Origin of the sequence: Enterobacter sp. Y17, assembly GCF_019730495.1 — a bacterium.
Lineage (GTDB): Bacteria > Pseudomonadota > Gammaproteobacteria > Enterobacterales > Enterobacteriaceae > Enterobacter > Enterobacter asburiae_B.
On the sequence record NZ_JAASKP010000007.1, the window covers coordinates 23,335 to 48,532 of the forward strand.

23 protein-coding genes are annotated in these 25,198 nt (G+C 50.1%); 17 read left to right on the forward strand and 6 right to left on the reverse strand.

Translation table 11 applies throughout. From position 1 onward, the window contains the following. The 6 genes from HCH49_RS20180 to HCH49_RS20205 all read left to right on the forward strand — a co-directional run bounded on the left by HCH49_RS20180 (position 1) and on the right by HCH49_RS20205 (position 6,020). On the forward strand, positions 1 to 933 hold the full coding sequence (locus HCH49_RS20180; protein WP_126547843.1) for an S-4TM family putative pore-forming effector: 933 nt from the start codon (positions 1 to 3) through the stop codon (positions 931 to 933). A 351-nt stretch (positions 934 to 1,284) separates the two neighbouring features. Further along, positions 1,285 to 1,515: a type II toxin-antitoxin system VapB family antitoxin gene (vapB, locus tag HCH49_RS20185; protein ID WP_032662167.1), complete on the forward strand. Its 231-nt coding sequence runs from the start codon at positions 1,285 to 1,287 to the stop codon at positions 1,513 to 1,515. After that, positions 1,512 to 1,922 carry a PIN domain-containing protein gene (locus HCH49_RS20190; RefSeq protein ID WP_032662169.1) on the forward strand — a complete coding sequence of 137 codons (411 nt, stop codon included), beginning with the start codon at positions 1,512 to 1,514 and terminating at the stop codon, positions 1,920 to 1,922. The genes vapB and HCH49_RS20190 overlap by 4 nt, the downstream gene beginning before the upstream one ends. A gap of 73 nt (positions 1,923 to 1,995) precedes the next feature. Beyond that, positions 1,996 to 3,558 carry an ATP-dependent endonuclease gene (locus HCH49_RS20195; RefSeq protein WP_040119797.1) on the forward strand — a complete coding sequence of 521 codons (1,563 nt, stop codon included), beginning with the start codon at positions 1,996 to 1,998 and terminating at the stop codon, positions 3,556 to 3,558. Next, complete coding sequence (locus tag HCH49_RS20200) at positions 3,543 to 4,565, forward strand: helicase UvrD (protein ID WP_032662174.1); 1,023 nt, start codon at positions 3,543 to 3,545, stop codon at positions 4,563 to 4,565. The genes HCH49_RS20195 and HCH49_RS20200 overlap by 16 nt, the downstream gene beginning before the upstream one ends. A gap of 546 nt (positions 4,566 to 5,111) precedes the next feature. Then, on the forward strand, positions 5,112 to 6,020 hold the full coding sequence (locus HCH49_RS20205) for an HNH endonuclease (protein WP_032662179.1): 909 nt from the start codon (positions 5,112 to 5,114) through the stop codon (positions 6,018 to 6,020). Between the two features lie 185 nt (positions 6,021 to 6,205). Here the strand turns inward: HCH49_RS20205 and HCH49_RS20210 are convergent, their stop codons facing one another. From HCH49_RS20210 to silR, 4 genes are all read right to left on the reverse strand, one after another. After that, the gene (locus HCH49_RS20210; RefSeq protein ID WP_032662182.1) at positions 6,206 to 6,556 is read right to left on the reverse strand and encodes a DUF305 domain-containing protein; all 351 of its coding nucleotides are present in this window, start codon (positions 6,554 to 6,556) and stop codon (positions 6,206 to 6,208) included. 146 nt (positions 6,557 to 6,702) lie between these two features. Next, entirely contained in the window at positions 6,703 to 7,134 is a 432-nt protein-coding gene (gene silE / locus HCH49_RS20215; protein ID WP_000790485.1) for a silver-binding protein SilE, read from the reverse strand. Positions 7,135 to 7,384: 250 nt separating this feature from the next. Next, positions 7,385 to 8,860 carry a copper/silver sensor histidine kinase SilS gene (gene silS / locus HCH49_RS20220; RefSeq protein WP_032662186.1) on the reverse strand — a complete coding sequence of 492 codons (1,476 nt, stop codon included), beginning with the start codon at positions 8,858 to 8,860 and terminating at the stop codon, positions 7,385 to 7,387. After that, positions 8,853 to 9,533 carry a copper/silver response regulator transcription factor SilR gene (gene silR, locus HCH49_RS20225; RefSeq protein ID WP_032662190.1) on the reverse strand — a complete coding sequence of 227 codons (681 nt, stop codon included), beginning with the start codon at positions 9,531 to 9,533 and terminating at the stop codon, positions 8,853 to 8,855. Before silR ends, silS begins: the two co-directional genes overlap by 8 nt. A gap of 189 nt (positions 9,534 to 9,722) precedes the next feature. Here silR and silC point away from each other — a divergent pair, with 189 nt between their 5' ends. From silC to HCH49_RS20260, 7 genes are all read left to right on the forward strand, one after another. After that, on the forward strand, positions 9,723 to 11,108 hold the full coding sequence (gene silC / locus HCH49_RS20230; protein ID WP_032662193.1) for a Cu(+)/Ag(+) efflux RND transporter outer membrane channel SilC: 1,386 nt from the start codon (positions 9,723 to 9,725) through the stop codon (positions 11,106 to 11,108). A gap of 28 nt (positions 11,109 to 11,136) precedes the next feature. After that, on the forward strand, positions 11,137 to 11,490 hold the full coding sequence (locus tag HCH49_RS20235) for a Cu(+)/Ag(+) efflux RND transporter periplasmic metallochaperone SilF (protein ID WP_001246152.1): 354 nt from the start codon (positions 11,137 to 11,139) through the stop codon (positions 11,488 to 11,490). 113 nt (positions 11,491 to 11,603) lie between these two features. Beyond that, positions 11,604 to 12,896, forward strand: a complete 1,293-nt coding sequence (silB, locus tag HCH49_RS20240; protein WP_126547845.1) for a Cu(+)/Ag(+) efflux RND transporter periplasmic adaptor subunit SilB — start codon at positions 11,604 to 11,606, stop codon at positions 12,894 to 12,896. Between the two features lie 10 nt (positions 12,897 to 12,906). Beyond that, positions 12,907 to 16,053, forward strand: a complete 3,147-nt coding sequence (gene silA, locus HCH49_RS20245; protein ID WP_047070876.1) for a Cu(+)/Ag(+) efflux RND transporter permease subunit SilA — start codon at positions 12,907 to 12,909, stop codon at positions 16,051 to 16,053. A gap of 85 nt (positions 16,054 to 16,138) precedes the next feature. Further along, positions 16,139 to 16,579 carry a DUF411 domain-containing protein gene (locus HCH49_RS20250; protein WP_000720618.1) on the forward strand — a complete coding sequence of 147 codons (441 nt, stop codon included), beginning with the start codon at positions 16,139 to 16,141 and terminating at the stop codon, positions 16,577 to 16,579. A 127-nt stretch (positions 16,580 to 16,706) separates the two neighbouring features. After that, positions 16,707 to 19,148, forward strand: coding sequence for an Ag(+)-translocating P-type ATPase SilP (gene silP, locus HCH49_RS20255; RefSeq protein WP_032662211.1), 2,442 nt, complete (start codon positions 16,707 to 16,709; stop codon positions 19,146 to 19,148). 40 nt (positions 19,149 to 19,188) lie between these two features. Further along, entirely contained in the window at positions 19,189 to 19,386 is a 198-nt protein-coding gene (locus HCH49_RS20260; protein ID WP_000843494.1) for a DUF2933 domain-containing protein, read from the forward strand. A gap of 33 nt (positions 19,387 to 19,419) precedes the next feature. Here HCH49_RS20260 and HCH49_RS20265 read toward each other — a convergent pair whose 3' ends face one another. Next, a complete protein-coding gene (locus HCH49_RS20265; RefSeq protein ID WP_000287499.1) occupies positions 19,420 to 20,157 on the reverse strand; it encodes a peptidoglycan DD-metalloendopeptidase family protein in 738 nt (245 codons plus the stop codon). 288 nt (positions 20,158 to 20,445) lie between these two features. Then, on the reverse strand, positions 20,446 to 20,895 hold the full coding sequence (locus HCH49_RS20270; RefSeq protein WP_032662214.1) for a hypothetical protein: 450 nt from the start codon (positions 20,893 to 20,895) through the stop codon (positions 20,446 to 20,448). 234 nt (positions 20,896 to 21,129) lie between these two features. On the opposite strand from HCH49_RS20270, the gene pcoA reads away from it, so the two are divergent. Genes pcoA through pcoD form a run of 4 tightly spaced genes read left to right on the forward strand, consistent with a single transcriptional unit; the run spans position 21,130 to position 25,197 of the window. Beyond that, entirely contained in the window at positions 21,130 to 22,947 is a 1,818-nt protein-coding gene (gene pcoA, locus HCH49_RS20275; RefSeq protein WP_221696919.1) for a copper resistance system multicopper oxidase, read from the forward strand. A gap of 5 nt (positions 22,948 to 22,952) precedes the next feature. Next, on the forward strand, positions 22,953 to 23,843 hold the full coding sequence (locus HCH49_RS20280) for a copper resistance protein B (protein ID WP_072199631.1): 891 nt from the start codon (positions 22,953 to 22,955) through the stop codon (positions 23,841 to 23,843). A 39-nt stretch (positions 23,844 to 23,882) separates the two neighbouring features. Beyond that, positions 23,883 to 24,263: a copper resistance system metallochaperone PcoC gene (pcoC, locus tag HCH49_RS20285; protein WP_126547848.1), complete on the forward strand. Its 381-nt coding sequence runs from the start codon at positions 23,883 to 23,885 to the stop codon at positions 24,261 to 24,263. A 55-nt stretch (positions 24,264 to 24,318) separates the two neighbouring features. Then, a complete protein-coding gene (gene pcoD / locus HCH49_RS20290; RefSeq protein ID WP_306463840.1) occupies positions 24,319 to 25,197 on the forward strand; it encodes a copper resistance inner membrane protein PcoD in 879 nt (292 codons plus the stop codon). The last annotated feature ends 1 nt before the right edge of the window (position 25,198 follow it).

The window sequence follows — 25,198 nt, forward strand, 5'->3', positions numbered from 1 at the left end:
ATGAATACTATTTATACAAACCAGTCGACAAGGGAAAACCTGGATTTACTGTATGCTCAGGCCCGTGTCTACGACAGAGTAAAAAGCTGGAACAGGCTTAACTTTATTTTCAGCATCATCGTGCCGCTACTGCTCTCGCTCGTTACCGTATACAACCGGAGCCGGGGATTCGTGGATTCAGAGTTGCTGTCTTCGCTGTTGGGGTTGTATGGACTCCTGGTGCTTACCTTTAACATTGTTATCAGCGGACACATCTCGGCACTGCGCAGGAAGGCAGCCTCAATCCAGGAAATGTACGACTGCCGGGTACTTGGCATCCGGCGTAATGAGCTGAAGGTGGAGGAGATCCCACGGGATGACATCATCCGGGCAGCTGCATATTTCAGGGACAGTCCGGAAAAAGCACGAAAGCGATTTGGCGAAGAGGGGTGGTACGTCAGTAAGGTGTATGACGCGCCGCAGGCCGTAATGGCGCTTCTGTGCCACGGAAAAAACCTCGGCTGGGACAAATCGCTCAGGGAGGTGCTCCACGTGTTTTATCTTTCAGCTTTCATTGTCTCGCCTGTCGCGATGCTTGTTTACGGCATTGCCATGAAATCCGGGCTGAATGAGATCCTCTTTTATGTGGTGTTCACTTTGCCGGTTATCCGTTACTTCTTGCTTCAGTTTCTGGATAATCGCAGCAGTATGAAAAGAAGCGAGAAGCTGAAAAAGTACGTTGAGAAGGAATTATCCGGCATCAGGGTGTCCGGAAGGGCAGGAGAAGAGCAACTGGGTTATTCGCTCCGGAATATCCAGGATGAAATTTTCACCTATCGAGCCTCATGTCCGCCCGTACCCAACGGTATTCAGCTGATAATGAAGCCCAAAAATGAGCGAATTTATGTTGATTACTTTGAAACGAATCTGAAGGAGATGCACCTTCAGGAGTAATCCCCCTTAGCTCCGGTGTATTTTATCTATGCCGGAGTCACATCATAATAAACCATTCAGGTTGCCTGACGGTCAGCGTAAACACATAGTTACCTTCACCTCAGATGGTTAGCATCCGGCTTTACCTTTTTTCGGATCTGACCGGGAAAAGTGAAAAGAAAGGATATGCAAAGCATATCCATATGCCTGACATCTGCATAGGTATGGCATACGCATATACTCACCATCTGCATATGCTCTATATATACATATGCCGAACATCTGCCTATACTGAACATATGCACACACCCGGTGCAATGAACCTCATTCCGGATATGCATCACATATCCATACTTACCCGGGAGAAAAATCATGAGAACCGTATCCATTTTCAAAAACGGCAACAACCGCGCCATCCGCCTGCCCCGCGATCTGGATTTTGAGGGGGTGAGCGAGCTCGAGATCGTCCGGGAGGGGGACAGCATTATTCTGCGTCCCGTCCGGCCGACCTGGGGCTCGTTCCTGGAGCTCGAAAAAGCTGACCCGGACTTTATGGCTGAGCGCGGGGACGTTGTCAGCGACGAAGGACGGGTTAACCTGTGAACAAAATGTATATGCTCGACACCAACATCTGCTCGTTCATCATGCGCGAGCAGCCGGAAGCCGTCCTGAAGCGCCTGGAGCAGGCGGTGCTGCGGGGTCACCGCATTGTGGTTTCGGCCATCACCTGGGCCGAAGTGTCACTGGCATCACAGGAAGCAGGACCAGCCGCACAGAAGCTGGCTGACGCCTTCGCTGCCCGCCTTGATGCCATCCTGCCCTGGGACCGTACCGCGGTGGACGCGACCACGGAAATTAAGGTGGCGCTGCGCCTCGCCGGCACGCCGATCGGGCCGAACGACACGGCGATCGCCGGGCACGCCATCGCCGCCGGTGCCGTGCTGGTGACCAATAATGTGCGGGAATTTGAGCGGGTGCCGGGTCTGGTGCTGGAAGACTGGGTAAGATAACGCTGTAATACAAAACAGGCGGTCTGGCGCTGCCGGACACTCTTTCAGTCAGCGGTATATAAAGGAATAAAAGATGCCTCTGATCACGCGGCTTATGCTGCAAAACTTTAAAAAGTTTCCGGAACTGGATCTGCGCTTCACTCATGACCGTAACATTCTGGTCGGTGACAACGAGTCCGGGAAAAGCACGATTCTGCTGGCCCTTGACCTTGTGCTGAGTGACAGCCGGCACCGGGTCGAGGCATTGGGTGTGGAATCGCTCCTGTCCCAGTCAGCAGTCAGGCATTTTCAGGAAGGTGAGCGCCGCGCCGAGCTGTTACCCGTGCTGACAGCTGACGTTTTCCTGAGTAATGGGGGAGATCCTGACCTGAACGGCAGGCAAAATCTGGCGGGTATCGATGCGGATGGACTCAGAATGCGCATTGCACCAATGACGGAGGAATACGGTCAGGATATTCACAATGTACTACAGCAGGATCCCGATAATTTTCCCTATGAATACTATTCCGTGCGGTTCAGCACCTTCTCCGGTGGTCATTTCGCCGGCTTCAGACGCTATCTGCGCCATCTGCTGTTAGACAGTGCACGCATCGATAACGAGCACGCCGCACAGGAATATACGCGCACAGTTTACAGCGTCAATGTGCCGGTGGCCGATCGTTACCGGCTTGAAAACAGTTACCGGCAACAGAAAATGCTCTTCTGCACCCGGCATCTGTCAGCCATAAACGACACGCTGGAAACGTATCAGTTTGGCGTGCGTTCCGGTGCTAAATCAGGTCTTGAGGCGAATCTGGACATTACCGAGGACGGTATTTCCATTCGTCACCGTGGAAAAGGAAGGCAGTGCTTCATCAAAACAGAGTTTGCGCTGCAGCGGCATCAGCAGCAGGGAGAGCTCCACGCACTGTTGCTTGAGGAGCCGGAGAATCATCTCAGCCATGTCAGTATGAAGAGGCTGGTTAATCAGCTTGCCACTGAACGGCAGACGCAGGTGTTTATTGCCACACACAGCAGCCATATCTCCTCCCGCCTCGATCTACGTAAGGCAATCCTCCTCGGATCTACCCGGCCGGTACTGATGAATGAACTTTCCGCTGAGACTGCCGCCTTCTTCATGAAAGCACCGGATAATAACGTGCTGGAATTTGCGCTAGCCAGACGTGTACTGCTCGTGGAGGGGGATGCTGAGTTTATTCTGATTGAGGCCTTTTATCGCCGCCTGTATGGCAGGGCGCCGGAGGATGACGGGGTTCACATCATCGCTATCGGCGGAACGAGTTTCCGTCGTTATCTTGAACTGGCCCGTCTTCTGGAAAATCGCGTCGCGGCCCTTCGTGATAATGACGGAAACTATCAGCAAAACTGCGATGAACGCTATGCTGACGTGCTGTGTTCCCGCACCCGGGCATTTGCTGATCGCGACAACACCCGATCCACATTTGAAATCTGCCTGTATCAGGATAACGCTGCTCTGTGTGACGCGCTTTTCCGCGGAACCCGCCGAACACTCACGGTGCAGGAATACATGCTGGCCAATAAGGCAGAAGCAGCATTCCGGCTGTTACAGCTGCACGCCGAAGAGCTGACGGTACCTGATTATATTCAGGAGGCACTGGCATGGATAAGAGAGTGATATTTGCGGTTGCCGGCTCGGGCAAGACCACGCTGCTGATACGGCGGTTGAGTGAGGACCGGAGAACGCTGATCCTGACCTTCACCGTGAATAATGAAGCGCATCTGCGGGCGCAGATTATCAGACGTTTTGGCTTTATCCCGGACGGGATCAGGGTGATGACCTGGTTTGAGTTTCTGCACGGTTTTTGCTTCCGGCCTTTCCTGCAGGAGCGGCTGGCATCGCGTGGCCTGAGCTTCGACCGACCCCCTCCCGGAATACCGCGCACGAATGCCCGGCATTATCAGGATCCCGCCGGACGGCTATATCACCGGAGGCTCGCACACTTGCTGACAGCCCGGGGGCTGCTGCCGGATATCCGTACCCGGCTTGCCCGTTACTACGATGAACTGCTTGTCGATGAAGTCCAGGACTTTGCCGGACATGACTTTGATTTTCTGCTGGAGCTCTGCCGTGCGGAAATCACTGTGCTGTGTTGCGGTGATTTTTATCAGCATACCTTTGATACAAGCCGTGACGGCAACGTTAATTCAGCGCTGCACGATGACATTACGCGATATGAGGCCCGCTTCGCCGCAGCAGGTTTCATGGTTGACCGTAACACGCTCAACCGAACATGGCGTTGCTCGACTTCGGTGTGCGAGTTTATCACCGGGCAACTGAACATCCGTATCGCTGCCCATGGGATACATGCCACCCTGATTGAAACGATCACAGATGCAGAGCGCACAGCCGCCCTGCACGCCGATAATACGGTGATTAAGCTCTTCTATCGTGAGCATCACCGTTACGGCTGCTATTCCATGAACTGGGGCGTCAGCAAAGGGCTCGATCACTTTCAGGATGTCTGCATTGTGATGGGGCCCGCCCACTGGAAGCTTCTGACCCGTCAGGAACTGGCAGCCCTTCCACCGTCGTCCCGTAACAGGCTGTACGTGGCATGCTCACGGGCGCGCGGCAACATTTATTTTGTTCCGGAAACTCATCTGCGCCGATTCCGAAACTGAGTTACCGATTTCTCAGTCGGGCACAAATCAGTAAAAAGCGAGGGTCATCGACGGAAATACCGGCTGGACAGGTGCGGTTCCGGTTCTCGCTTTCCGGAACCTGGCTGACAATATGTAACATTATCATTAAATTCAATTATGCCAGTTATTTTCATTCGCAAAATGTGAATAATGTGGCATACACGCCAGCATGAAATTATTGTTAACATTTTAAGTTCTGAATGGTTTTTCACTTGTTCAGTTAAAAGTGCAGGTCATTGAAAACATTGTACGGTTTTGTTGGCCGGAGACTATTTCATCATCGCGGATAATGAGCGGAACTAACTGTCCATTATATCTGGGCCAGACAGAAAACATGGTATAGTCGGTGATGGATGCTGAAGTTTAGTAATTTCAGAAATAATTTAATTTGAGATGCCATGACAATGGTTTTTCTGATTTACCAGAGCTGAAAATATGGCATACTGCAGATGTTACCTGACTGCACTCATACCGGGTAACGGACTGTGTATTGTGATGATTTTTTTATTACAGGGGGGATAGATCGTGATCTATAAGATTTGCCAGGTAATTGACGGGGAGTACGTCTGCGACATTGATATCAGTGTGGAAGAATGGAAAAATCTGTTAATGAATGAAAAGGTTTTTGACTCTAAAAGTATTGAGGCGTTAAAAAAATGGTATATTGAACCAAATCATTCCTGCACATGTTTTGATATAGGCAAAAAGTACGACCAGCACAGTATGAGTGCTAATGGCGTTATTAACGGGCTCGGTGGTAGAGTTCAAAAAGAGCTAGGAAGGTTTGAAGTTAAAGGGATCGGGAATATAGCACCTGGCACAAAATTCATTACAGTCATGAAGAGTAAAGAAACCGGTGAAAAACCAAAAAGATACTTATGGACTATTCGTGATGAACTTGTTCAGGCAATTAAAGAGCTGGATTTATTTGGTGTGGAAGAAATAACCATCAATGAGTATTACTCAGACGATGAGTTGATCAACGCCATGGAAGCGAATAATACATTTGATATCGCCCAGGCATTTGAATATACAGGGGAAGCTAAACCAAAGAAACATGCAATTGAAGTAAAAAATGGCGTCTCGTACCCAAGAAATAAAGGGGTTTCGAAAAATGCACTGAACAAAGCAGGTTACAGATGTGAAGTCGATGGTGAACACCCAACCTTCAGAAGGCGTAACTCTTCCCTGAATTATACTGAACCTCATCACATTGTACCTATGTCCATGCAGGATGATTTTAACACTTCGCTTGACGTCGAAGAAAATATAATATCGCTGTGTTGCAATTGCCATAAGCAAATTCACCTCGGCCAGGGATATGAAGAAATGCTTGAGAAAATATATAATGAGAGAAAGGAGTTATTAAAACAGGTAGCTATCGATATATCTCTGGAGGATTTGATTCGCTATTATAAAGGTGAGAACAGGTGAGTGTTATTCAATAGTAATGCTTTTACCTTGCTTGCAGAGACGGTCATTATTTCCTGGTAGTTACCGATTTGGCGCGTGAAAATACAAAACCCGAAATTAATCGGGTTTGAATTATATAAAGATTAACAGACTCCCGTGCCCAGGAGCGATGTAAAATCACGCTTGTCGTGACATTTCTGCAATGTTTACTTTTGACTATCAAGCCATTTATTCATCTGCTCAATTTCACCTTTTTGAGCTTTAATGATGTCCTGTGCGAGCTTTCTCATTTCCGGATCTTTTCCGTATTTTAGCTCGGTCTCAGCCATTGCTATTGCCCCTTCATGGTGCGCTACCATGCCTTTCGCAAAAGCCTTGTCGGGATCGGATTCATTTACGGCAGCCATCATTTTGTCATGCATGTCTTTCATGCCAGCCATATATTCCTGTGACGAAGCCGAGGTAGACATATCAGTCATTTTCATTTCTGAATGTTCTGCTGAAATCGCTGGCAGGGATAACAATAATACTGCAAATAAAGTGTTTCTGGCTTTCATAAAAAATATCCTTTTAAGTTGATACCCGTTAACTGTAGCAGAATCTGATAAAAATGCCCCCTGTAGGGGGCAAAGATGTTGCCATATATCCGGTTACGGAAAAATCTATCAAGGAAATAAGGACAGCACAGATACTTCCCTCGCCGTCAGCCTGCACTGAGCATGCGACGATGCGCTTCGGCCATGGCCTGATGTGGGCCAGACTGACCGTTATTCATAAATTCATGGGCAACTGCAGCTCTTTCATGCTCATTCATTGCCGCTAATGACTTCGACGGCCCGGTAGGGGAAACGGTCTGACTTCCCATCATCCTCTGATGACTTTCAACCATTTTCTGGTGCGCATCCGCCGACCCGTTCGTCATGGTTTCATGAGCAATAATGGCCTGTTCATGCTGGTCCATACCGGCCATACGAGGAGCAGTCCCCTGGATCCCGACAGGAGCCGCAGCAGACTGCATCTGGTGAGCAGGAGCCTGTGCATTGTTGACCCGCTCATGGATATTCACGGTTTCAGTGGCCCAGGCCGAAGAAATTAAACCAAAGCCCAGCAAGGATGCTAATACGATATTTTTCATGATAAATCTCCATTTCTGAATTAGTGATGTCCGGGGAAGTACAACCGACGTTTTCAGTTCCATAACTGAAACAGGTTCGGCAGTGTTTATTTCTCCGGGAGAGGACTGGATATTCATTTCCTGGCGTACTCTGACGCCGGGTATTGATGAAGCAATCCAGCCTTCCTGATAAGTTGCACTAATTATATCGAATGGCTTCTGTTTGCTGCATGACAGGCTAATGACATCTTTGTCATTTAAATCTTTATTCTCAGTATTGGGTTTCCGGAATCATTTTCTCCAGTCTGGGCACGGATAAGATAAAACGCGTTGAGTGTACGTCCGATTCCACCTGCACTCTTCCGTGATGTGCTTCCACGATTGACTTCACAATCGCAAGGCCGATGCCGCTGCCTTCTCCTTTTCGTTGTCTGGACGGATCCACCCGATAAAAGCGATCAAACAGCTTTGATAAATGCTCTTCAGGGATTGGTTTCCCCGGATTTTCAATCACAAGGTCAAAAAAGCTCTCCTGCTCTCTTATTGAGACGGTGATTGCCTGTCCCTCTGGGGTATAACGCAGGGCATTGGATAACAGATTATTGATCGCTCTTCTGAACATTTGTGGATCTCCCTCAACCAGGCAGGGCATCCCGTTAAATTTGAGCGTGATATTTCGTTCTTCGGCCCAGGCTTCGAAAAACTCGAAGACTTTCATGACTTCTGCTCTGAGGTCAAACCGAACCCTGTCAGGTATCAGCTGATTATTGTCCGCCTGGGCCAGGAACAGCATGTCGCTGACCATTTTTGTCATCCGGTTATACTCTTCAAGGCTGGAATAGAGGACATCCTCAAGTTCCTTCTGGGTTCGATCCTGACTCAGAGCGATTTCAGTCTGCGTCACCAGATTGGTGATGGGGGTTCTGATCTCGTGCGCGATATCGGCAGAGAAATTGGCCTGGCGGGTAAAAACATCCTCAATCTTTCCAATCATATGATTGAACGAGATAACCAGCTGCTCCAGCTCAATGGGAACGCGTGTCGGTTCCAGCCGCGCATCAAGATTCTCGGAGGTGATGTTTTTAATGGCATTGCTGACATTACGAAGGGGCAGGTGCCCCTGACGGACAGCAATGCGAATGATCAGAACAATTAGCAGACTTATCACGACAGCGATCGCAATCAGATTTTTTTTCAGCGCATCGAGGTAATGGAGATGGAAATTAATGGAGAGGCCAGTCAGCATGACATAGTTCTGCTGTTTGCCCTGAAATATCGCCTGACCAGATGAGGCGATAATTCTGTATGTTTCCATCTTCATTCCGGACCCGGTATCCATCGCTCTCGCAGGATCCTCCACCGTCCAGAGAAAGACATCACGTGCACGGCTGTGCTCGCTAAAATCGGCTGAATTCACAGCAGAGCGTAAAGCAGCCCCCTGCACAGAGCTGTACAGCACCTCTCCCCGGGGATTGAGGAGCAAAAGAGCAACGTTACGGTAGCTGGCGATCGATTCCTTTATTTTGCTTACTTTTTTTTCATCCGGATCAACCGGAGACTGCAGGATACGGTTTAGTGTGGTGCTGATTTGTTGCAGATCGCTGACATCCTGCTCGGCAAAATGCTTATCAACAGAATGCAGCATAAACCAGGTGAAGGCGATAAACGCCAGTATTGTGGACAGGCTGATAAAAAAGGTCAGCCGCAGAGCGAGTGAGAAAGGTCGTCTGGACGGTTTGCTATGCATCCGGGATCTCCAGCATGTAGCCCACGCCCCGCACTGTCTGGATCAGTTTTGTCTCGTAATCGTTGTCAATTTTAGCGCGGAGTCGCTTTACTGCGACATCAATCGCGTTAGTGTCGCTGTCAAAATTCATGTCCCAGACCTGAGAGGCAATCAGGGAGCGGGGAAGAACTTCTCCTTGATGGCGAATGAAGAATTCCAGCAGGCTGAACTCTTTACTGGTGAGCACAATGCGGTTCCCGGCGCGGCTGACTTTTCTGGATACGAGATCAACCGAGAGGTCAGCCACTTTAAGCTGGCTTTCCGTGATCATCGTGTTTCCCCGCCTGAGGAGGGTTCTTACCCGGGCGAGCAGTTCAGCAAACGCAAAGGGCTTCACCAGATAATCGTCCGCACCCAGCTCAAGTCCTTTGACCCTGTGTTCAATCGTGCCAAGGGCCGTCAGCAGTAATACCGGCATCCCCTTTCCGGCACTGCGCAGCATACGGATGATATCCCAGCCGTTTACATCAGGCAGCATGATATCCAGGATGACTAAATCATACTCGGCTGTCATGGCAAGATGATATCCGGTCAGACCATTATCAGCGTGATCCACGACGAACCCCGCCTCTGTCAGCCCCTTGCTGAGATATTCACCTGTTTTAATTTCGTCTTCAACGATTAATATTTTCATTATGCTCCCCGGCTGGCTGCTAATGTCATTTTATTGCGCCCACGATCGTTATCAACGGATTACAGCAAAAATGACAACATTGTCATTATCCTGTCACCCGGCAAACAGAGAGCGTTCGGTAAAGTATCCCTATCAATACTCTGGACTTCGTTTGAACCATTTACCAGGTCTGCCTGTACGAGAAGCGTTATGTTCAAATTAAAATTACTCAGCATCAGTACCATATTCATCCTGGCTGGTTGTGTTTCTCTGGCACCTGAATATCAGCGTCCGCCAGCTCCGGTTCCCCAGCAGTTTTCATTGTCTAAAAACAGTCTGACGCCTGCGGTAAACAGCTATCAGGATACGGGCTGGCGAAACTTTTTTGTCGATCCCCAGGTCAGCAGGCTGATCGGTGAAGCCCTGAATAATAACCGTGATTTGAGAATGGCTGCCCTGAAGGTTGAAGAGGCCCGGGCCCAGTTCAACGTCACGGATGCAGATCGTTATCCTCAACTGAATGCCTCATCCGGGATCACATACAGCGGTGGTCTGAAAGGTGACAAGCCGACCACACAGGAGTACGACGCGGGTCTGGAGCTCAGCTATGAGCTCGATTTTTTTGGCAAACTTAAGAACATGAGTGAGGCTGATCGCCAGAACTACTTTGCCAGCGAAGAAGCCCGTCGTGCCGTACACATCCTGCTGGTCTCCAACGTTTCACAGAGCTATTTCAGCCAGCAACTGGCGTACGAACAACTCCGTATTGCGCGGGAAACGCTGAAAAATTATGAACAGTCTTATGCATTCGTTGAGCAACAACTGGTGACCGGGAGTACGAACGTTCTGGCGCTTGAACAAGCCAGGGGGCAAATCGAAAGTACCCGCGCCGAAATAGCCAAACGAGAAGGCGATCTGGCTCAGGCAAACAATGCCCTGCAACTGGTGCTGGGAACGTACCGCGCAGTTCCGTCAGAAAAAGGGATGAAAGGTGGGGAGATCGCACCAGTAAAATTGCCACCAAATCTGTCGTCACAAATATTGCTGCAGCGTCCGGATATTATGGAAGCGGAATACCTGTTGAAAGCGGCTGATGCTAATATTGGCGCAGCGCGAGCGGCTTTTTTCCCGTCCATTACCCTGACCAGTGGCCTTTCCGCAAGCAGTACGGAGCTGTCCAGCCTCTTTACGTCAGGAAGTGGAATGTGGAATTTTATCCCTAAAATTGAAATTCCTATTTTCAATGCCGGCAGAAACAAAGCCAATCTGAAGCTGGCTGAAATTCGCCAGCAACAGTCCGTGGTTAATTACGAACAAAAAATTCAGTCAGCCTTTAAGGATGTTTCCGACACGCTTGCGCTGCGCGACAGCCTTAGCCAGCAACTTGAGTCACAGCAGCGTTATCTTGATTCACTTCAGATAACTCTACAGCGTGCCAGAGGATTGTATGCAAGTGGTGCTGTCAGTTACATCGAAGTGCTGGATGCAGAACGTTCCCTCTTCGCGACGCAGCAAACCATTCTCGATCTTACCTATTCCCGACAGGTTAACGAAATTAATCTGTTTACCGCGCTGGGTGGCGGTTGGGTAGAGTAAATTTATTCAATTAATCAGGAAATTAAAAATGCGTAATTCACTTAAAGCCGTTTTATTTGGTGCCTTCTCTGTCATGTTTTCTGCCGGTCTTCATGCTGAAACACATCAGCATGGCGATATGAATGCTGCCAGTGATGCTTCGGTACAGCAGGTTATCAAGGGCACCGGTATCGTTAAAGACATTGATATGAATAGTAAAAAGATTACCATTTCGCACGAAGCAATCCCGGCGGTGGGCTGGCCTGCAATGACCATGCGCTTCACTTTTGTTAATGCAGACGACGCTATCAATGCCCTGAAAACCGGCAACCATGTCGATTTCTCGTTTATTCAGCAGGGCAATATCTCCTTACTCAAAAGCATTAACGTTACGCAATCCTGATTAACAGTCCGGAGCGAATACATCCAGTGCGCCTGAACATTCATTATGGGATTACTGTGAATGAATGATCGGGCGCATATGCCAGGTGTTTTGATTTTTCAGCGAGAAATTGTATGGCTTCTTTAAAGATAAAATATGCTGCAATAATTATCAGCAGCCTCATAGCAGGAGGGCTGATATCGGTTACTGCCTGGCAGTATTTAAACTCATCACAAAAAACAGTACCAGCAGAACAAAAGGCACCGGAGAAAAAGGTACTTTTCTGGTATGATCCTATGAAACCGGATACCAAATTTGATAAACCCGGAAAATCGCCTTTTATGGATATGGACCTTGTGCCGAAATATGCTGATGAAAGTGGCGATAAAAGCAGTAGCGGGATCCGTATCGATCCAACTCAGGTTCAGAATCTGGGATTAAAAACGCAAAAAGTCACGCGAGGAATGCTGAATTATTCTCAGACAATCCCGGCTAATGTCAGTTACAACGAATATCAGTTTGTCATTGTGCAGGCGCGTTCTGACGGTTTCGTCGAAAAAGTGTATCCCCTGACGATTGGCGATCATGTGAAGAAAGGCACTCCGCTTATCGATATCACCATTCCTGAATGGGTTGAGGCACAAAGTGAGTTTCTGCTGTTATCCGGTACAGGCGGTACGCCAACCCAGATAAAAGGGGTTCTGGAGCGACTTCGTCTGGCTGGTATGCCGGAAGAGGATATTCAAAGGCTGCGTTCAACCCGCACAATCCAGACCCGTTTTACCATTAAAGCACCTATTGATGGTGTCATTACTGCATTTGACCTGCGCACCGGCATGAATATTTCCAAAGATAAGGTGGTGGCTCAGATTCAGGGGATGGACCCGGTCTGGATCAGCGCTGCAGTGCCAGAATCTATCGCCTATCTGCTGAAAGATACGTCGCAGTTTGAAATTTCGGTACCGGCTTATCCGGATAAAACATTCCATGTCGAAAAATGGAACATTCTTCCCAGCGTGGATCAGACAACCCGCACGCTTCAGGTCCGCCTCCAGGTTACTAACAAGGATGAGTTTCTCAAGCCGGGCATGAATGCCTATCTCAAACTGAATACCCAAAGTCAGGAGATGCTGCTGATACCAAGCCAGGCCGTTATCGATACCGGCAAAGAACAGCGCGTGATTACTGTTGATGATGAAGGCAAGTTTGTGCCGAAACAGATCCACGTTCTGCATGAATCACAGCAACAGTCCGGCATTGGCTCCGGTCTTAATGAAGGCGATACCGTGGTGGTCAGTGGCCTGTTCCTCATTGACTCCGAAGCCAATATTACGGGCGCGCTGGAACGTATGCGCCACCCTGAAAAAACAGAAAACAGTATGCCAGCAATGTCTGAGCAGCCTGTAAATATGCATTCAGGGCACTGAGGAGACGACGATGATTGAATGGATTATCCGGCGCTCTGTCGCCAACCGTTTCCTGGTCATGATGGGTGCCCTGTTTCTCAGCATCTGGGGCACATGGACGATAATTAACACGCCGGTCGATGCGCTGCCTGACCTGTCAGATGTGCAGGTCATTATTAAAACCAGCTATCCCGGACAGGCTCCGCAGATTGTAGAAAACCAGGTCACCTATCCGCTTACCACCACCATGCTGTCCGTACCTGGCGCAAAAACTGTGCGTGGCTTTTCACAGTTCGGTGATTCGTATGTGTATGTCATTTTTGAAGACGGGACCGATCTGTACTGGGCCCGTTCGCGCGTGCTGGAATACCTGAATCAGGTTCAGGGCAAACTGCCTGCGGGTGTGAGTTCTGAAATCGGTCCGGACGCCACGGGAGTGGGCTGGATATTTGAATATGCCCTGGTCGATCGCAGCGGAAAACACGACCTTTCAGAACTGCGTTCTTTGCAGGACTGGTTTCTGAAATTTGAACTGAAGACCATCCCGAACGTGGCTGAGGTAGCCTCGGTTGGTGGCGTGGTGAAGCAGTACCAGATTCAGGTCAATCCGGTAAAACTGTCTCAGTATGGGATCAGCCTGCCCGAAGTGAAACAGGCTCTTGAATCGTCTAACCAGGAGGCCGGTGGTTCATCCGTTGAAATAGCCGAAGCGGAGTATATGGTCCGCGCCAGCGGCTATCTGCAGAGCATTGATGATTTTAATAACATCGTCCTGAAAACAGGCGAGAACGGCGTGCCGGTTTATTTGCGGGATGTTGCCCGCGTGCAGACAGGGCCTGAAATGCGGCGTGGTATTGCCGAACTGAACGGCCAGGGGGAAGTCGCTGGCGGCGTGGTGATCCTGCGGTCGGGTAAAAACGCGCGTGACGTAATCACGGCAGTGAGGGATAAACTGGAGACACTGAAGGCCAGTCTGCCGGAAGGTGTTGAAATCGTGACCACCTACGATCGCAGCCAGTTAATCGACCGGGCGATTGATAACCTCAGTTCCAAACTTCTGGAAGAGTTTTTCGTGGTGGCCATCGTCTGTGCCCTGTTCCTGTGGCACGTACGTTCTGCCCTGGTGGCGATTATCTCTCTGCCGCTTGGCCTGTGTATCGCCTTTATCGTCATGCACTTCCAGGGACTGAACGCCAATATCATGTCGCTGGGAGGGATAGCTATTGCCGTCGGTGCGATGGTGGATGCCGCCATTGTGATGATTGAGAATGCGCATAAACGGCTTGAGGAGTGGGATCATCGGCATCCGGGTGAGCAGATTGACAACGTCACCCGCTGGAAGGTGATTACCGACGCCTCCGTGGAAGTGGGACCCGCACTGTTTATCAGCCTGCTGATCATCACCCTGTCCTTTATACCTATCTTTACCCTGGAAGGTCAGGAAGGACGTCTGTTTGGCCCGCTGGCATTCACGAAAACGTACTCCATGGCGGGCGCGGCCGCGCTGGCCATCATTGTCATTCCGATCCTGATGGGATTCTGGATCCGGGGAAAAATTCCTGCCGAGACCAGTAACCCCCTGAACCGGGTGCTGATCAAAGCGTATCATCCATTGCTGCTGCGGGTCCTCCACTGGCCAAAAACAACCCTGCTGGTTGCGGCCTTGTCCATTTTCACCGTTGTATGGCCATTGAGTCAGGTGGGGGGGGAGTTTCTGCCGAAGATCAATGAGGGCGACCTGCTGTATATGCCGTCAACATTGCCTGGCGTCTCTCCGGCAGAAGCTGCAGCACTCCTGCAGACGACGGACAAGTTAATCAAAAGCGTTCCTGAAGTGGCCTCTGTATTTGGCAAGACCGGTAAAGCAGAGACCGCAACGGATTCCGCACCGCTTGAAATGGTGGAAACCACGATCCAGCTCAAACCTGAGGATCAGTGGCGTCCGGGTATGACGATTGACAAGATTATTGAAGAACTCGACAAGACCGTCCGTTTACCGGGTCTGGCAAACCTGTGGGTTCCGCCAATCCGTAACCGTATTGATATGCTCTCAACCGGGATCAAAAGCCCGATAGGTATCAAGGTCTCAGGGACTGTCCTGGCCGATATTGATGCGACTGCGCAGAGTATTGAGGCGGTAGCCAAAACCGTGCCGGGCGTGGTGTCTGCCCTGGCTGAGCGACTTGAAGGCGGGCGTTACATCGATATCGATATCAACCGGGAAAAAGCGTCCCGTTACGGTATGACTGTCGGTGATGTACAGCTGTTTGTCTCATCAGCCATCGGCGGCGCAACGGTAGGGGAAACGGTTGAAGGCGTGGCCCGCTACCCGATTAATATTCGCTATCCGCAGGATTACCGGAACAGTCCAAATGCATTGAAACAGATGCCGATCCTGACCCCGATGAAGCAGCAGATCACGCTGGGCGATGTCGCGGATATTAAGGTCGTTTCAGGGCCGACTATGCTGAAAACGGAAAATGCCCGTCCAGCCAGCTGGATTTACATTGACGCGCGCGGCAGGGATATGGTGTCGGTGGTTAATGATATTAAAACGGCTATCAGTCAGAAAGTGAAACTGAGACCGGGTACCAGCGTGTCATTCTCCGGACAATTTGAACTGCTTGAGCACGCCAACAAGAAACTTAAACTGATGGTGCCGATGACGGTGATGATCATTTTCATCCTGTTGTATCTGGCGTTCCGCCGGGTTGATGAAGCGTTGTTGATCCTGATGAGTCTGCCGTTCGCCCTGGTTGGCGGGATATGGTTCCTGTACTGGCAGGGCTTCCATATGTCAGTCGCAACCGGAACCGGGTTTATCGCCCTGGCCGGTGTGGCAGCAGAGTTTGGCGTGGTCATGCTGATGTATCTGCGTCATGCCATTGAAGCGCATCCGGAACTGTCAAACAAGGAAACGTTCACACCGGAAGGTCTTGATGAAGCCCTTTATCATGGTGCCGTGCTGCGTGTCCGGCCGAAAGCCATGACCGTGGCGGTGATCATCGCGGGTCTGCTGCCGATACTCTGGGGAACCGGCGCAGGTTCAGAAGTCATGAGCCGTATTGCGGCCCCCATGATTGGCGGGATGATCACAGCTCCGCTGCTGTCCCTGTTCATTATTCCTGCCGCCTATAAACTCATCTGGCTGCGCAGACATAAAAAGAGCGTGTCATAACCCTGAAAGGACACCCCTGCGGGTGTCCTTTTGCATAAATTCACCCTGACGTCAGGGTTTACATCGATAACATACAGAGGTGAGTATGAAAAAAATAATTTTAATGGCCCTGGCTTTTGGCCTTTCACTTCCGGCAATGGCAGGTGAAAAAGTAATAGACATGTACAAGTCTGAAAACTGTGGTTGCTGTTCCCTGTGGGGCAAGGCGATGGAAAAGGACGGGTTTGAGGTACGGACCCACGTCATGAATGATCAGGCTCTGTCAGCCCTGAAAGAAAAATATGCTGTTCCTGCTGAGCTGAGAAGCTGTCATACCGCAGTTACTGGTAATTTGATCATTGAAGGTCATGTGCCTGCCACAACGATACATAAGGCAATGCAGTCTGGTTCAGGGATTTATGGCCTTGCCACCCCCGGTATGCCTGCGGGAAGCCCGGGAATGGAGATGGGGGCCCGTAAAGAGGCTTACGATGTTATCGCATTCTCTCCGGAGGGCAGTAAAAAGATCTTCCAGCGAATCGAATAGTCAGCGGAACGGCTGATAACGGGACGCCGGTAGCAGGCACTCCTGTGCCGGCGACATTCGTGGTAATCGCATCCATGACATAACCTGAATACAGAAGACGCTTCAGGTTTGCATAAGGAGAGTTACTGTGAAAAATGACAATGCAGTGCAACACAACAACCAGACTGCCTCTGAACAGACATTATCCCCGGACGAGAGTCACGTATTGCATAAGGTGAGAGATCCCGTGTGCGGGATGACAATCATGCCCGATAAGGCGCACAGCAGCATTCGATACCAGGAGCATCAGCTTTATTTCTGCTCCGCCAGCTGTGAGAGCAAATTTAAAGCTCATCCCGATCATTATCTTACAGAAGATGCCAGTGAACATTCCCATCACCACCATCACCACGAGGTCATCCCTGATCAGATAAAACAGCCTCACCACCAGGCGGAGAACGATATTTCTGAAGGTGTGTGGACATGCCCGATGCACCCGGAGATACGCCGTCGTGGTCCAGGAAGCTGTCCTGTCTGTGGAATGGCACTGGAACCACTCGTAGCCACGGCATCCACGGGGCCGAGTGATGAACTTCGCGACATGACAAGACGCTTCTGGCTGGGGTTGTTGCTGGCGTTTCCGGTTCTGATACTCGAAATGGGATCTCATCTGTTTCCCGCCTTGAGAAATACAGTATCGCCACAGTACAACACATGGCTGCAGCTGCTTCTGGCCTCTCCTGTCGTGTTGTGGTGTGGCTGGCCATTTTTCGCCCGGGCCGGGATGTCGTTACGTAACCGTTCCCTGAATATGTTTACCCTTGTTGCTATGGGGACCGGCGTAGCCTGGGTTTACAGCGTCATTGCAACTGTCTTCCCCTCCTGGTTTCCTGCATCGTTCAGAAACATGGATGGCCTGGTGGCCGTTTATTTTGAAGCCGCGGCAGTAATTACGGTGCTTGTACTGCTGGGACAGGTTCTTGAGCTGCGGGCACGGGAACAAACCTCAGGTGCCATTACTGCGCTTCTGAACCTTGCCCCCAAAACCGCCAGGCGGCTGGACCATGACGGTCATGAAACGGATATTAATGCGGAAGATGTCCTGCCTGGCGATAAGCTCCGCATCAGACCTGGGGAGAGTATTCCGGTCGACGGTATCGTGGTCGAAGGCACAACAACCGTTGATGAATCGATGGTGACCGGGGAGTCTATGCCGGTTACCAAAACGGAGGGTGCCCCTGTCATTGGGGGGACGATTAATCAGACAGGTAGTCTTATCATCCGTGCAGAGAAAGTCGGAGATGAAACGATGCTCTCACGAATTGTTCAGATGGTCGCTGATGCACAGCGTTCGCGAGCCCCCATCCAGAGAATGGCTGACAGCGTTTCAGGCTGGTTTGTTCCTCTGGTGATACTTATCGCGGTTGTTGCTTTCGTGATCTGGTCTGTCTGGGGGCCCGAGCCCAGGATGGCGCACGGTCTGATTGCGGCTGTGTCGGTCCTGATTATTGCCTGTCCCTGCGCGCTGGGGCTGGCCACGCCGATGTCGATAATGGTGGGGGTGGGCAAAGGAGCCCAGGCCGGGGTGTTAATCAAAAATGCCGAAGCCCTTGAGCGTCTTGAAAAAGTGGACACGCTGGTTGTCGACAAAACAGGCACGCTCACCGAAGGTTCGCCTACGGTGACAGGAATTATCAGTCTCAGTCCGGGTGGGGAAGCCTCTCTTTTGCGTGTAACGGCCGCAGTGGAAAAAGGCTCGCAGCATCCGCTGGGTATGGCAGTCGTCAGAGCAGCACAGGAAAAGGGGATCGCAATACCCGCAGTCACTCATTTCGATGCGCCGTCGGGTAAAGGTGTCACAGGCGATGTCGAAGGTCAACGGATTGTTATTGGTAATGAACTGGTTATGCAGGAAAACAGTATCGTTATTGATAATCAAAAGGCCGTTGCGGATACGTTGCGGATGGAAGGCGCTACCGTTATCTATGTGGCCACGGACGGGGACCTTGCAGGCCTGATAGCTATTTCGGATCCCGTGAAAGCAACCACGCCGGATGCACTTAAAGCGTTGCGTCAGGCGGGGATCCGCATTGTTATGCTCACCGGGGATAACCAGCTAACAGCTGAAGCCGTCGCACGAAAACTGGGAATAGAGGATGTTGAAGCCGGGATTCTGCCGGATGGCAAAAAAGCAGTGATAACCCGACTGAAAGCGTCTGGTCATGTGGTTGCGATGGCCGGAGACGGTGTGAATGATGCCCCGGCGCTGGCAGCGGCTGACGTGGGTATAGCCATGGGAACGGGTACAGATGTGGCAATTGAAAGTGCCGGAGTCACCCTTCTCAAAGGCGACCTGATGATACTGAACAGGGCCCGTCATCTGTCAGAGATCACCATGAAAAATATCCGACAGAATCTGTTTTTTGCATTTATCTACAACGCACTTGGTGTGCCGGTGGCTGCAGGCCTGCTTTATCCTGTGTATGGAATACTGCTGTCGCCAGTTATTGCGGCGGCGGCCATGGCTCTTTCTTCCGTCAGCGTCATTGTGAATGCGTTGCGTCTGAAAAGTGTCAGGCTCGGGAAATAACACTGAGTGAAGGGTCTGTTATGAACAGAAGGAGTCCAGTATGAAAAGTACCACCTATGCGCTTATTGCTGTCGCCGCGATCGCGGCATTTGCCCTCCTGCGAGAACACTGGTCACATGTGGCAGGTTACTGGCCATATCTGTTATTGCTGGTCTGCCCGCTAATGCATCTTTTCCACGGCCACGGAGGGCATGGGGATCACCAACATCACGGAAGTGAAAACGATAAAAAAAATTAATCCGGCAAACGGGGCCGCGTCGCGGTCCCGTTATCAGTCCAGGTATCGTTCGTAGTCTCTGGCATGCGCAAAGGCATGCTGTTCGAGTTTGTTATCAGCAGGTGCCGATGCCCGGAACGCCAGTGAATTAACAGGATTGTTATTGATGACCAGCTCGTAATGTAAATGAGGACCGGATGAACGTCCGCTGTTACCGGATAACGCAATAGCACCTCCCCGGGTAACTCTGGCCCCTTTAGTAACGAGTATTTTATTGAGGTGGAGATAGCGAGTTTTAACACCGGCTTTTCCCGTAACTTCAACAAAATATCCCATGGTACTGTTGTATTCGGCCCGGGTGATTTTTCCGTCGATGACGCTGACTATTTTCGTGTTCATGGGCATGGAATAATCAATGCCATTATGGGGACTCACTTTTCCCGATACCGGGTTAAGTCTTGCAGGATTGAAAGGTGAACTGAGTCTTGCTGTGGCTGGTAACGGATAATCGAGACTGCCTTTCCCGGAAGTATCGGAAAGATTATAGAACTTTTTGTCTGATATACGATACGCCGTGTAATTAAATGAGCCGGACGTAAATTTATAAGCCACTACACGTGATTTTCCCGCTTTCTTTTGCAGTACGAGTTTTAATGATTCATTTTTTTTCAAATGCCGAAGATTAAAGCGGGAAGGCAAAGAGCGCTGAAGGATAGCGATCTCGTTCGATTCCAGCCCCGAGCGGGTGGCTGAAAGGTAAGCATTTTCTTTTACGACATCGGTAGAATACATTTACTGGAATTCGCCGTTAGCATGAACACTGCGGCGTATGCTAGGGGTTTTCAGGAGGCGTGTCATCTGCCAGTTAATCGGGAGCACCGTTGATGGTCGTCATTTTTGTAACATATCTTGTTTCCCGTTTGCTCCTGAAGCTCTGGGAAGTGTATGACCAGCCCGGCGGTGATGATTAACGGGTCTGAAACAGGTTACGGCAGAGCAATATGAAGCTCATGTCCTGCGACGTAACCCGTCAGTGAAACCCTGCTGCGCACCTGACGCTAAGCACTAACCCACCTGCCTTTACCTGGACGAATCCAGCCCACGAAGCTTTCTTGCCTGCGTCTGATGAGCTTCCGCAGCGGCATTATTGACCTGCTCATGCACGAGGGCGGCTTTCTCTCCGGCATTCAGTTCGTTAAAAGAAGAAGATGATGTCTCTGAATTTGCGTCACTCCCGGACAGCATTTTTTTATGTTCCTCAATCATTTTTTGATGTGCATAGGACGCGCTGTTGTTCATAAATGAATGCGCAACAATGGCCCTTTCATGTTCATTCATTTCAGAGAATGATGGCGTGCTCTTTTTATTAATCCTGCCCGGCAAGTTTTCATGCGTCGAGGAATTAACATGACTGACGGCTGAGGCATTGTTCACGAATCGATGTGCTTCATGGGCAATATCACTGGACTTGGCAAAAACTGCCCCACAAAATAAAGCTGTAAACGCAGTGGTAGTGATTAATATATTCATGTGTGATTACCTTCTTAGGTACATAAAAGATGTCATCACGATCATATATAAAAATAATCAACCTGTGGTGAAGATGACGTAAATGTAATACAGCTACGTACATTACACGATTGTAATGAATTTGTTTCTTAAGGTGTGCTAGCTTCATTTCATTGTAAGAGGATGAACCAGAAATTTAATTTAAATCGGTTCTCGAACTTTGTCAGTAACCATACTTTAAATAAGGGAACGCGCATGCTGTTGAAAACGTCTCGACGAACTTTCCTGAAGGGATTAACCCTCTCTGGCGTAGCCGGAAGTCTTGGCGTATGGAGTTTCAATGCGCGTTCCAGTCTGAGCCTGCCAGTTGCCGCATCCCTGCAGGGTACTCAGTTTGACCTGACCATTGGTGAAACGGCCGTCAATATCACTGGCAGTGAGCGTCAGGCCAAAACAATCAATGGAGGCCTGCCGGGGCCCGTTCTTCGCTGGAAAGAAGGTGACACCATTACCCTGAAGGTCAAGAACCGTCTTAATGAACAGACGTCCATTCACTGGCACGGCATTATTCTTCCAGCCAATATGGATGGTGTTCCGGGGCTGAGTTTTAGGGGCATAGAGCCTGATGATACCTACGTTTACACCTTTAAGGTTAAGCAGAACGGGACTTACTGGTACCACAGCCATTCCGGTCTGCAGGAACAGGAGGGGGTATACGGTGCCATTATCATCGATGCCAGGGAGCCGGAACCGTTTGCTTACGATCGTGAGCACGTGGTCATGTTGTCTGACTGGACCGATGAAAATCCTCACAGTATTCTGAAAAAATTAAAAAAACAGTCGGATTACTACAATTTCAATAAACCAACCATTGGCTCTTTTTTCCGCGACGTGAATACCAGGGGGCTGTCAGCCACTATTGCCGATCGGAAAATGTGGGCTGAAATGAAAATGAATCCGACTGACCTCGCGGATGTCAGTGGCTACACCTACACCTATCTCATGAACGGTCAGGCCCCGCTGAAAAACTGGACCGGGCTGTTCCGTCCCGGTGAAAAGATACGCTTACGGTTTATCAACGGTTCGGCAATGACCTATTTCGATATCCGCATCCCCGGGCTGAAAATGACGGTCGTGGCTGCAGATGGCCAGTATGTAAACCCGGTTACCGTTGACGAATTCAGGATTGCCGTTGCCGAAACCTATGATGTCATTGTGGAGCCTCAGGGTGAGGCCTATACCATCTTCGCACAATCCATGGACAGGACCGGCTACGCTCGGGGGACACTGGCCACGAGAGAGGGGTTAAGTGCTGCCGTTCCCGCCCTGGATCCACGTCCTCTGTTGACCATGGAAGATATGGGTATGGGAGGAATGGGGCATGATATGGCAGGAATGGACCACAGCCAGATGGGGGGCATGAATAACAGCGGAGAGATGATGTCTATGGACGGTGCTGAGCTTGCGGATAGCGGGACATCCTCCGCACCCATGGATCACAGCAGCATGACTGGTATGGATCATTCCCAGATGGCCGGAATGCCGGGTATGCAAAGTCATCCTGCGTCAGAAACGGGTAACCCACTGGTTGATATGCAGGCGATGAGCGTCTCTCCGAAATTAAACGATCCGGGTATCGGTCTTCGAAATAACGGAAGAAAGGTTCTCACGTACGCGGATTTGAAAAGCCGCTTTGAGGATCCTGACGGACGTGAACCTGGCCGCACCATAGAACTGCATTTAACCGGTCACATGGAAAAGTTTGCCTGGTCATTTAACGGAATCAAGTTTTCAGATGCCGCACCGGTGCTGCTGAAATACGGTGAGCGACTCAGGATCACTCTGGTCAACGATACCATGATGACTCACCCCATTCACCTGCATGGTATGTGGAGCGATCTGGAAGATGAAAACGGTAATTTCATGGTTCGTAAACACACAATAGATATTCCCCCTGGTACAAAACGCAGTTACAGAGTGACAGCAGATGCGCTTGGCCGCTGGGCGTATCACTGCCATTTGCTCTATCACATGGAAATGGGAATGTTTCGTGAAGTCCGGGTGGAGGAATGATGCGAATGAAGAGAAGTTTTAAGGCCATAACTGTTCTGGTCGCTGGTTTGTTTACCTCACCGTTTTCTATTGCGGCGGGCTCCGTCTCTGCAGATCCTCATGCCGGGCACGACATGTCTTCCATGCAGATGCCGGTAGATGAGAATTTCACTGAGATGACGTCAATGGAGCCCATTGTAACTGAGAGCAGAACGCCAATTCCGCCTGTTACCGATGCCGACCGGAAGGCTGCATTCGGCAATTTACCGGGGCATGCGATTCACGACAGTGCGATTAATTATCTGGTCTTGCTGGATCAACTGGAATGGCAACGGTCGGATAACACCAATAATTTCAGCTGGAGTGTTAACAGCTGGATTGGAGGCGACACTGACCGGCTCTGGCTAAAGAGTGAAGGCGAACGAAGCGGGGGGAAAACGGAGACGGCAGAAGCCCAGCTACTCTGGGGGCATGCGGTTGGCCCCTGGTGGGATTTGGTTGCGGGTGTAAGACAGGATTTCAGACCTGCTTCAGCCCAGACCTGGGCTGCTGTCGGTTTTCAGGGGCTCGCGCTCTATAATTTTGAGTCTGAAATTACGGCTTTTGTCAGTAATGACGGAAAAGCAGCCCTCCGTCTGGGGGGAGAATACGACGTTTTACTGACTAACCGGCTCATACTCCAGCCATCCTATGAGGTAAATCTCTACAGTCAGGATGATGAATCGCGGGAGCGCGGCAGAGGATTAGCTGACACAGAGCTGGGCCTTCGGCTGCGCTACGAAATACGCCGTGAGTTTGCACCCTATATAGGCGTCTCCTGGAATCAGCTTTACGGGAAAACGTCCGATATGGCGAAAAGAGAGGGTGAGAAAGACCATCAGGTAGTATTCCTGGCGGGAGCCAGAATCTGGTTTTAATGCGTTGACTTAAAACACTAAACTAAACAGGTAAATAATATGTCGATTTTACATAAAGCCATTCTTACAGGTGGCCTGGTTATGGGCGTCGCTTTTTCTGCTATGGCCCATCCGGAATTAAAAAGCTCTGTGCCACAGGCTGATTCGGCCGTAGCGGCCCCGGATAAGATTCAGCTTAATTTCTCGGAAGATCTGACCGTGAAATTCTCAGGTGCAAAATTAACGATGACGGGTATGAAAGGTATGTCATCACATTCTCCGATGCCGGTCACGGCAAAAGTGGCACCAGGCGCTGACCCTAAATCGATGGTCATTATTCCGCGAGAACCTTTACCCGCTGGCACTTATCGTGTTGACTGGCGCGCAGTTTCTTCAGATACGCACCCTATTACCGGTAATTACACCTTTACAGTGAAGTAATATTATGAACGACCTGATTATGATTGTTATTCGTTTTCTTCTTTATCTTGATTTGATGGTAATATTTGGATTGCCATTTTTTCAGATATATGGATTAAGTGGTGTCAGACATGAAACGTATAACCTGACTAATTTCAGGTCGTTTATAACCTTTGCTGTTGTTGCAGGCATCATTCTTACTGGCATTAATATGCTCCTGGTATCTAATGCCATGAGCGGAGTAACTGATCTCAGGGAATTATCCATCCATATTATCGAGATGGTTATAGAAGAAACTGATGTAGGTATTAGCTGGATTGTCAGACTCTGTGCACTGTTTATCACTCTCGGTGCTTTGTTCCTTTACACTAACAAGAGACTATTGTCCTGCCTGCTGATGACGATGAGTGGGGGCGTGGCGCTGGCTACACTTGCCTGGGGAGGACACGCCGTCATGCATGACGGTCTGCATTACTATCTCCATTTACTGAGCGATCTGACTCATCTCGGCGCTGCAGGTGCCTGGACAGGTGCTCTGGTTGCATTTGCTATCCTGCTGATGCGCAGAAACGCGCACAATGCACAGAGCGTCATTGTGATATCTGACTCCCTGGCAAAATTTGCCACGGCAGGTACGGTGATTGTTGTAGCCCTGATCCTGAGTGCGATGGTCAACTATCTGTATATTGCTGAAGGTAACTTAACCCCCTTATTCAACAGCTCCTGGGGGGGAATATTGCTTGCTAAGACGGCTCTGTTTGTTCTGATGCTTCTTCTGGCTGCAGCAAACCGGTTTCACCTGGGTCCCCGGCTTGAAGTTATGGTCAGGGAAGGGAATTATGATCGCAGCGTTGCCCTGATGCGAAACAGCATCCTGACAGAATTCGTTGTTGCGATTATCATTCTGGGTGCCGTAGCGTGGCTCGGAATGCTTGCTCCGTCTCAGGTCAGCTAAG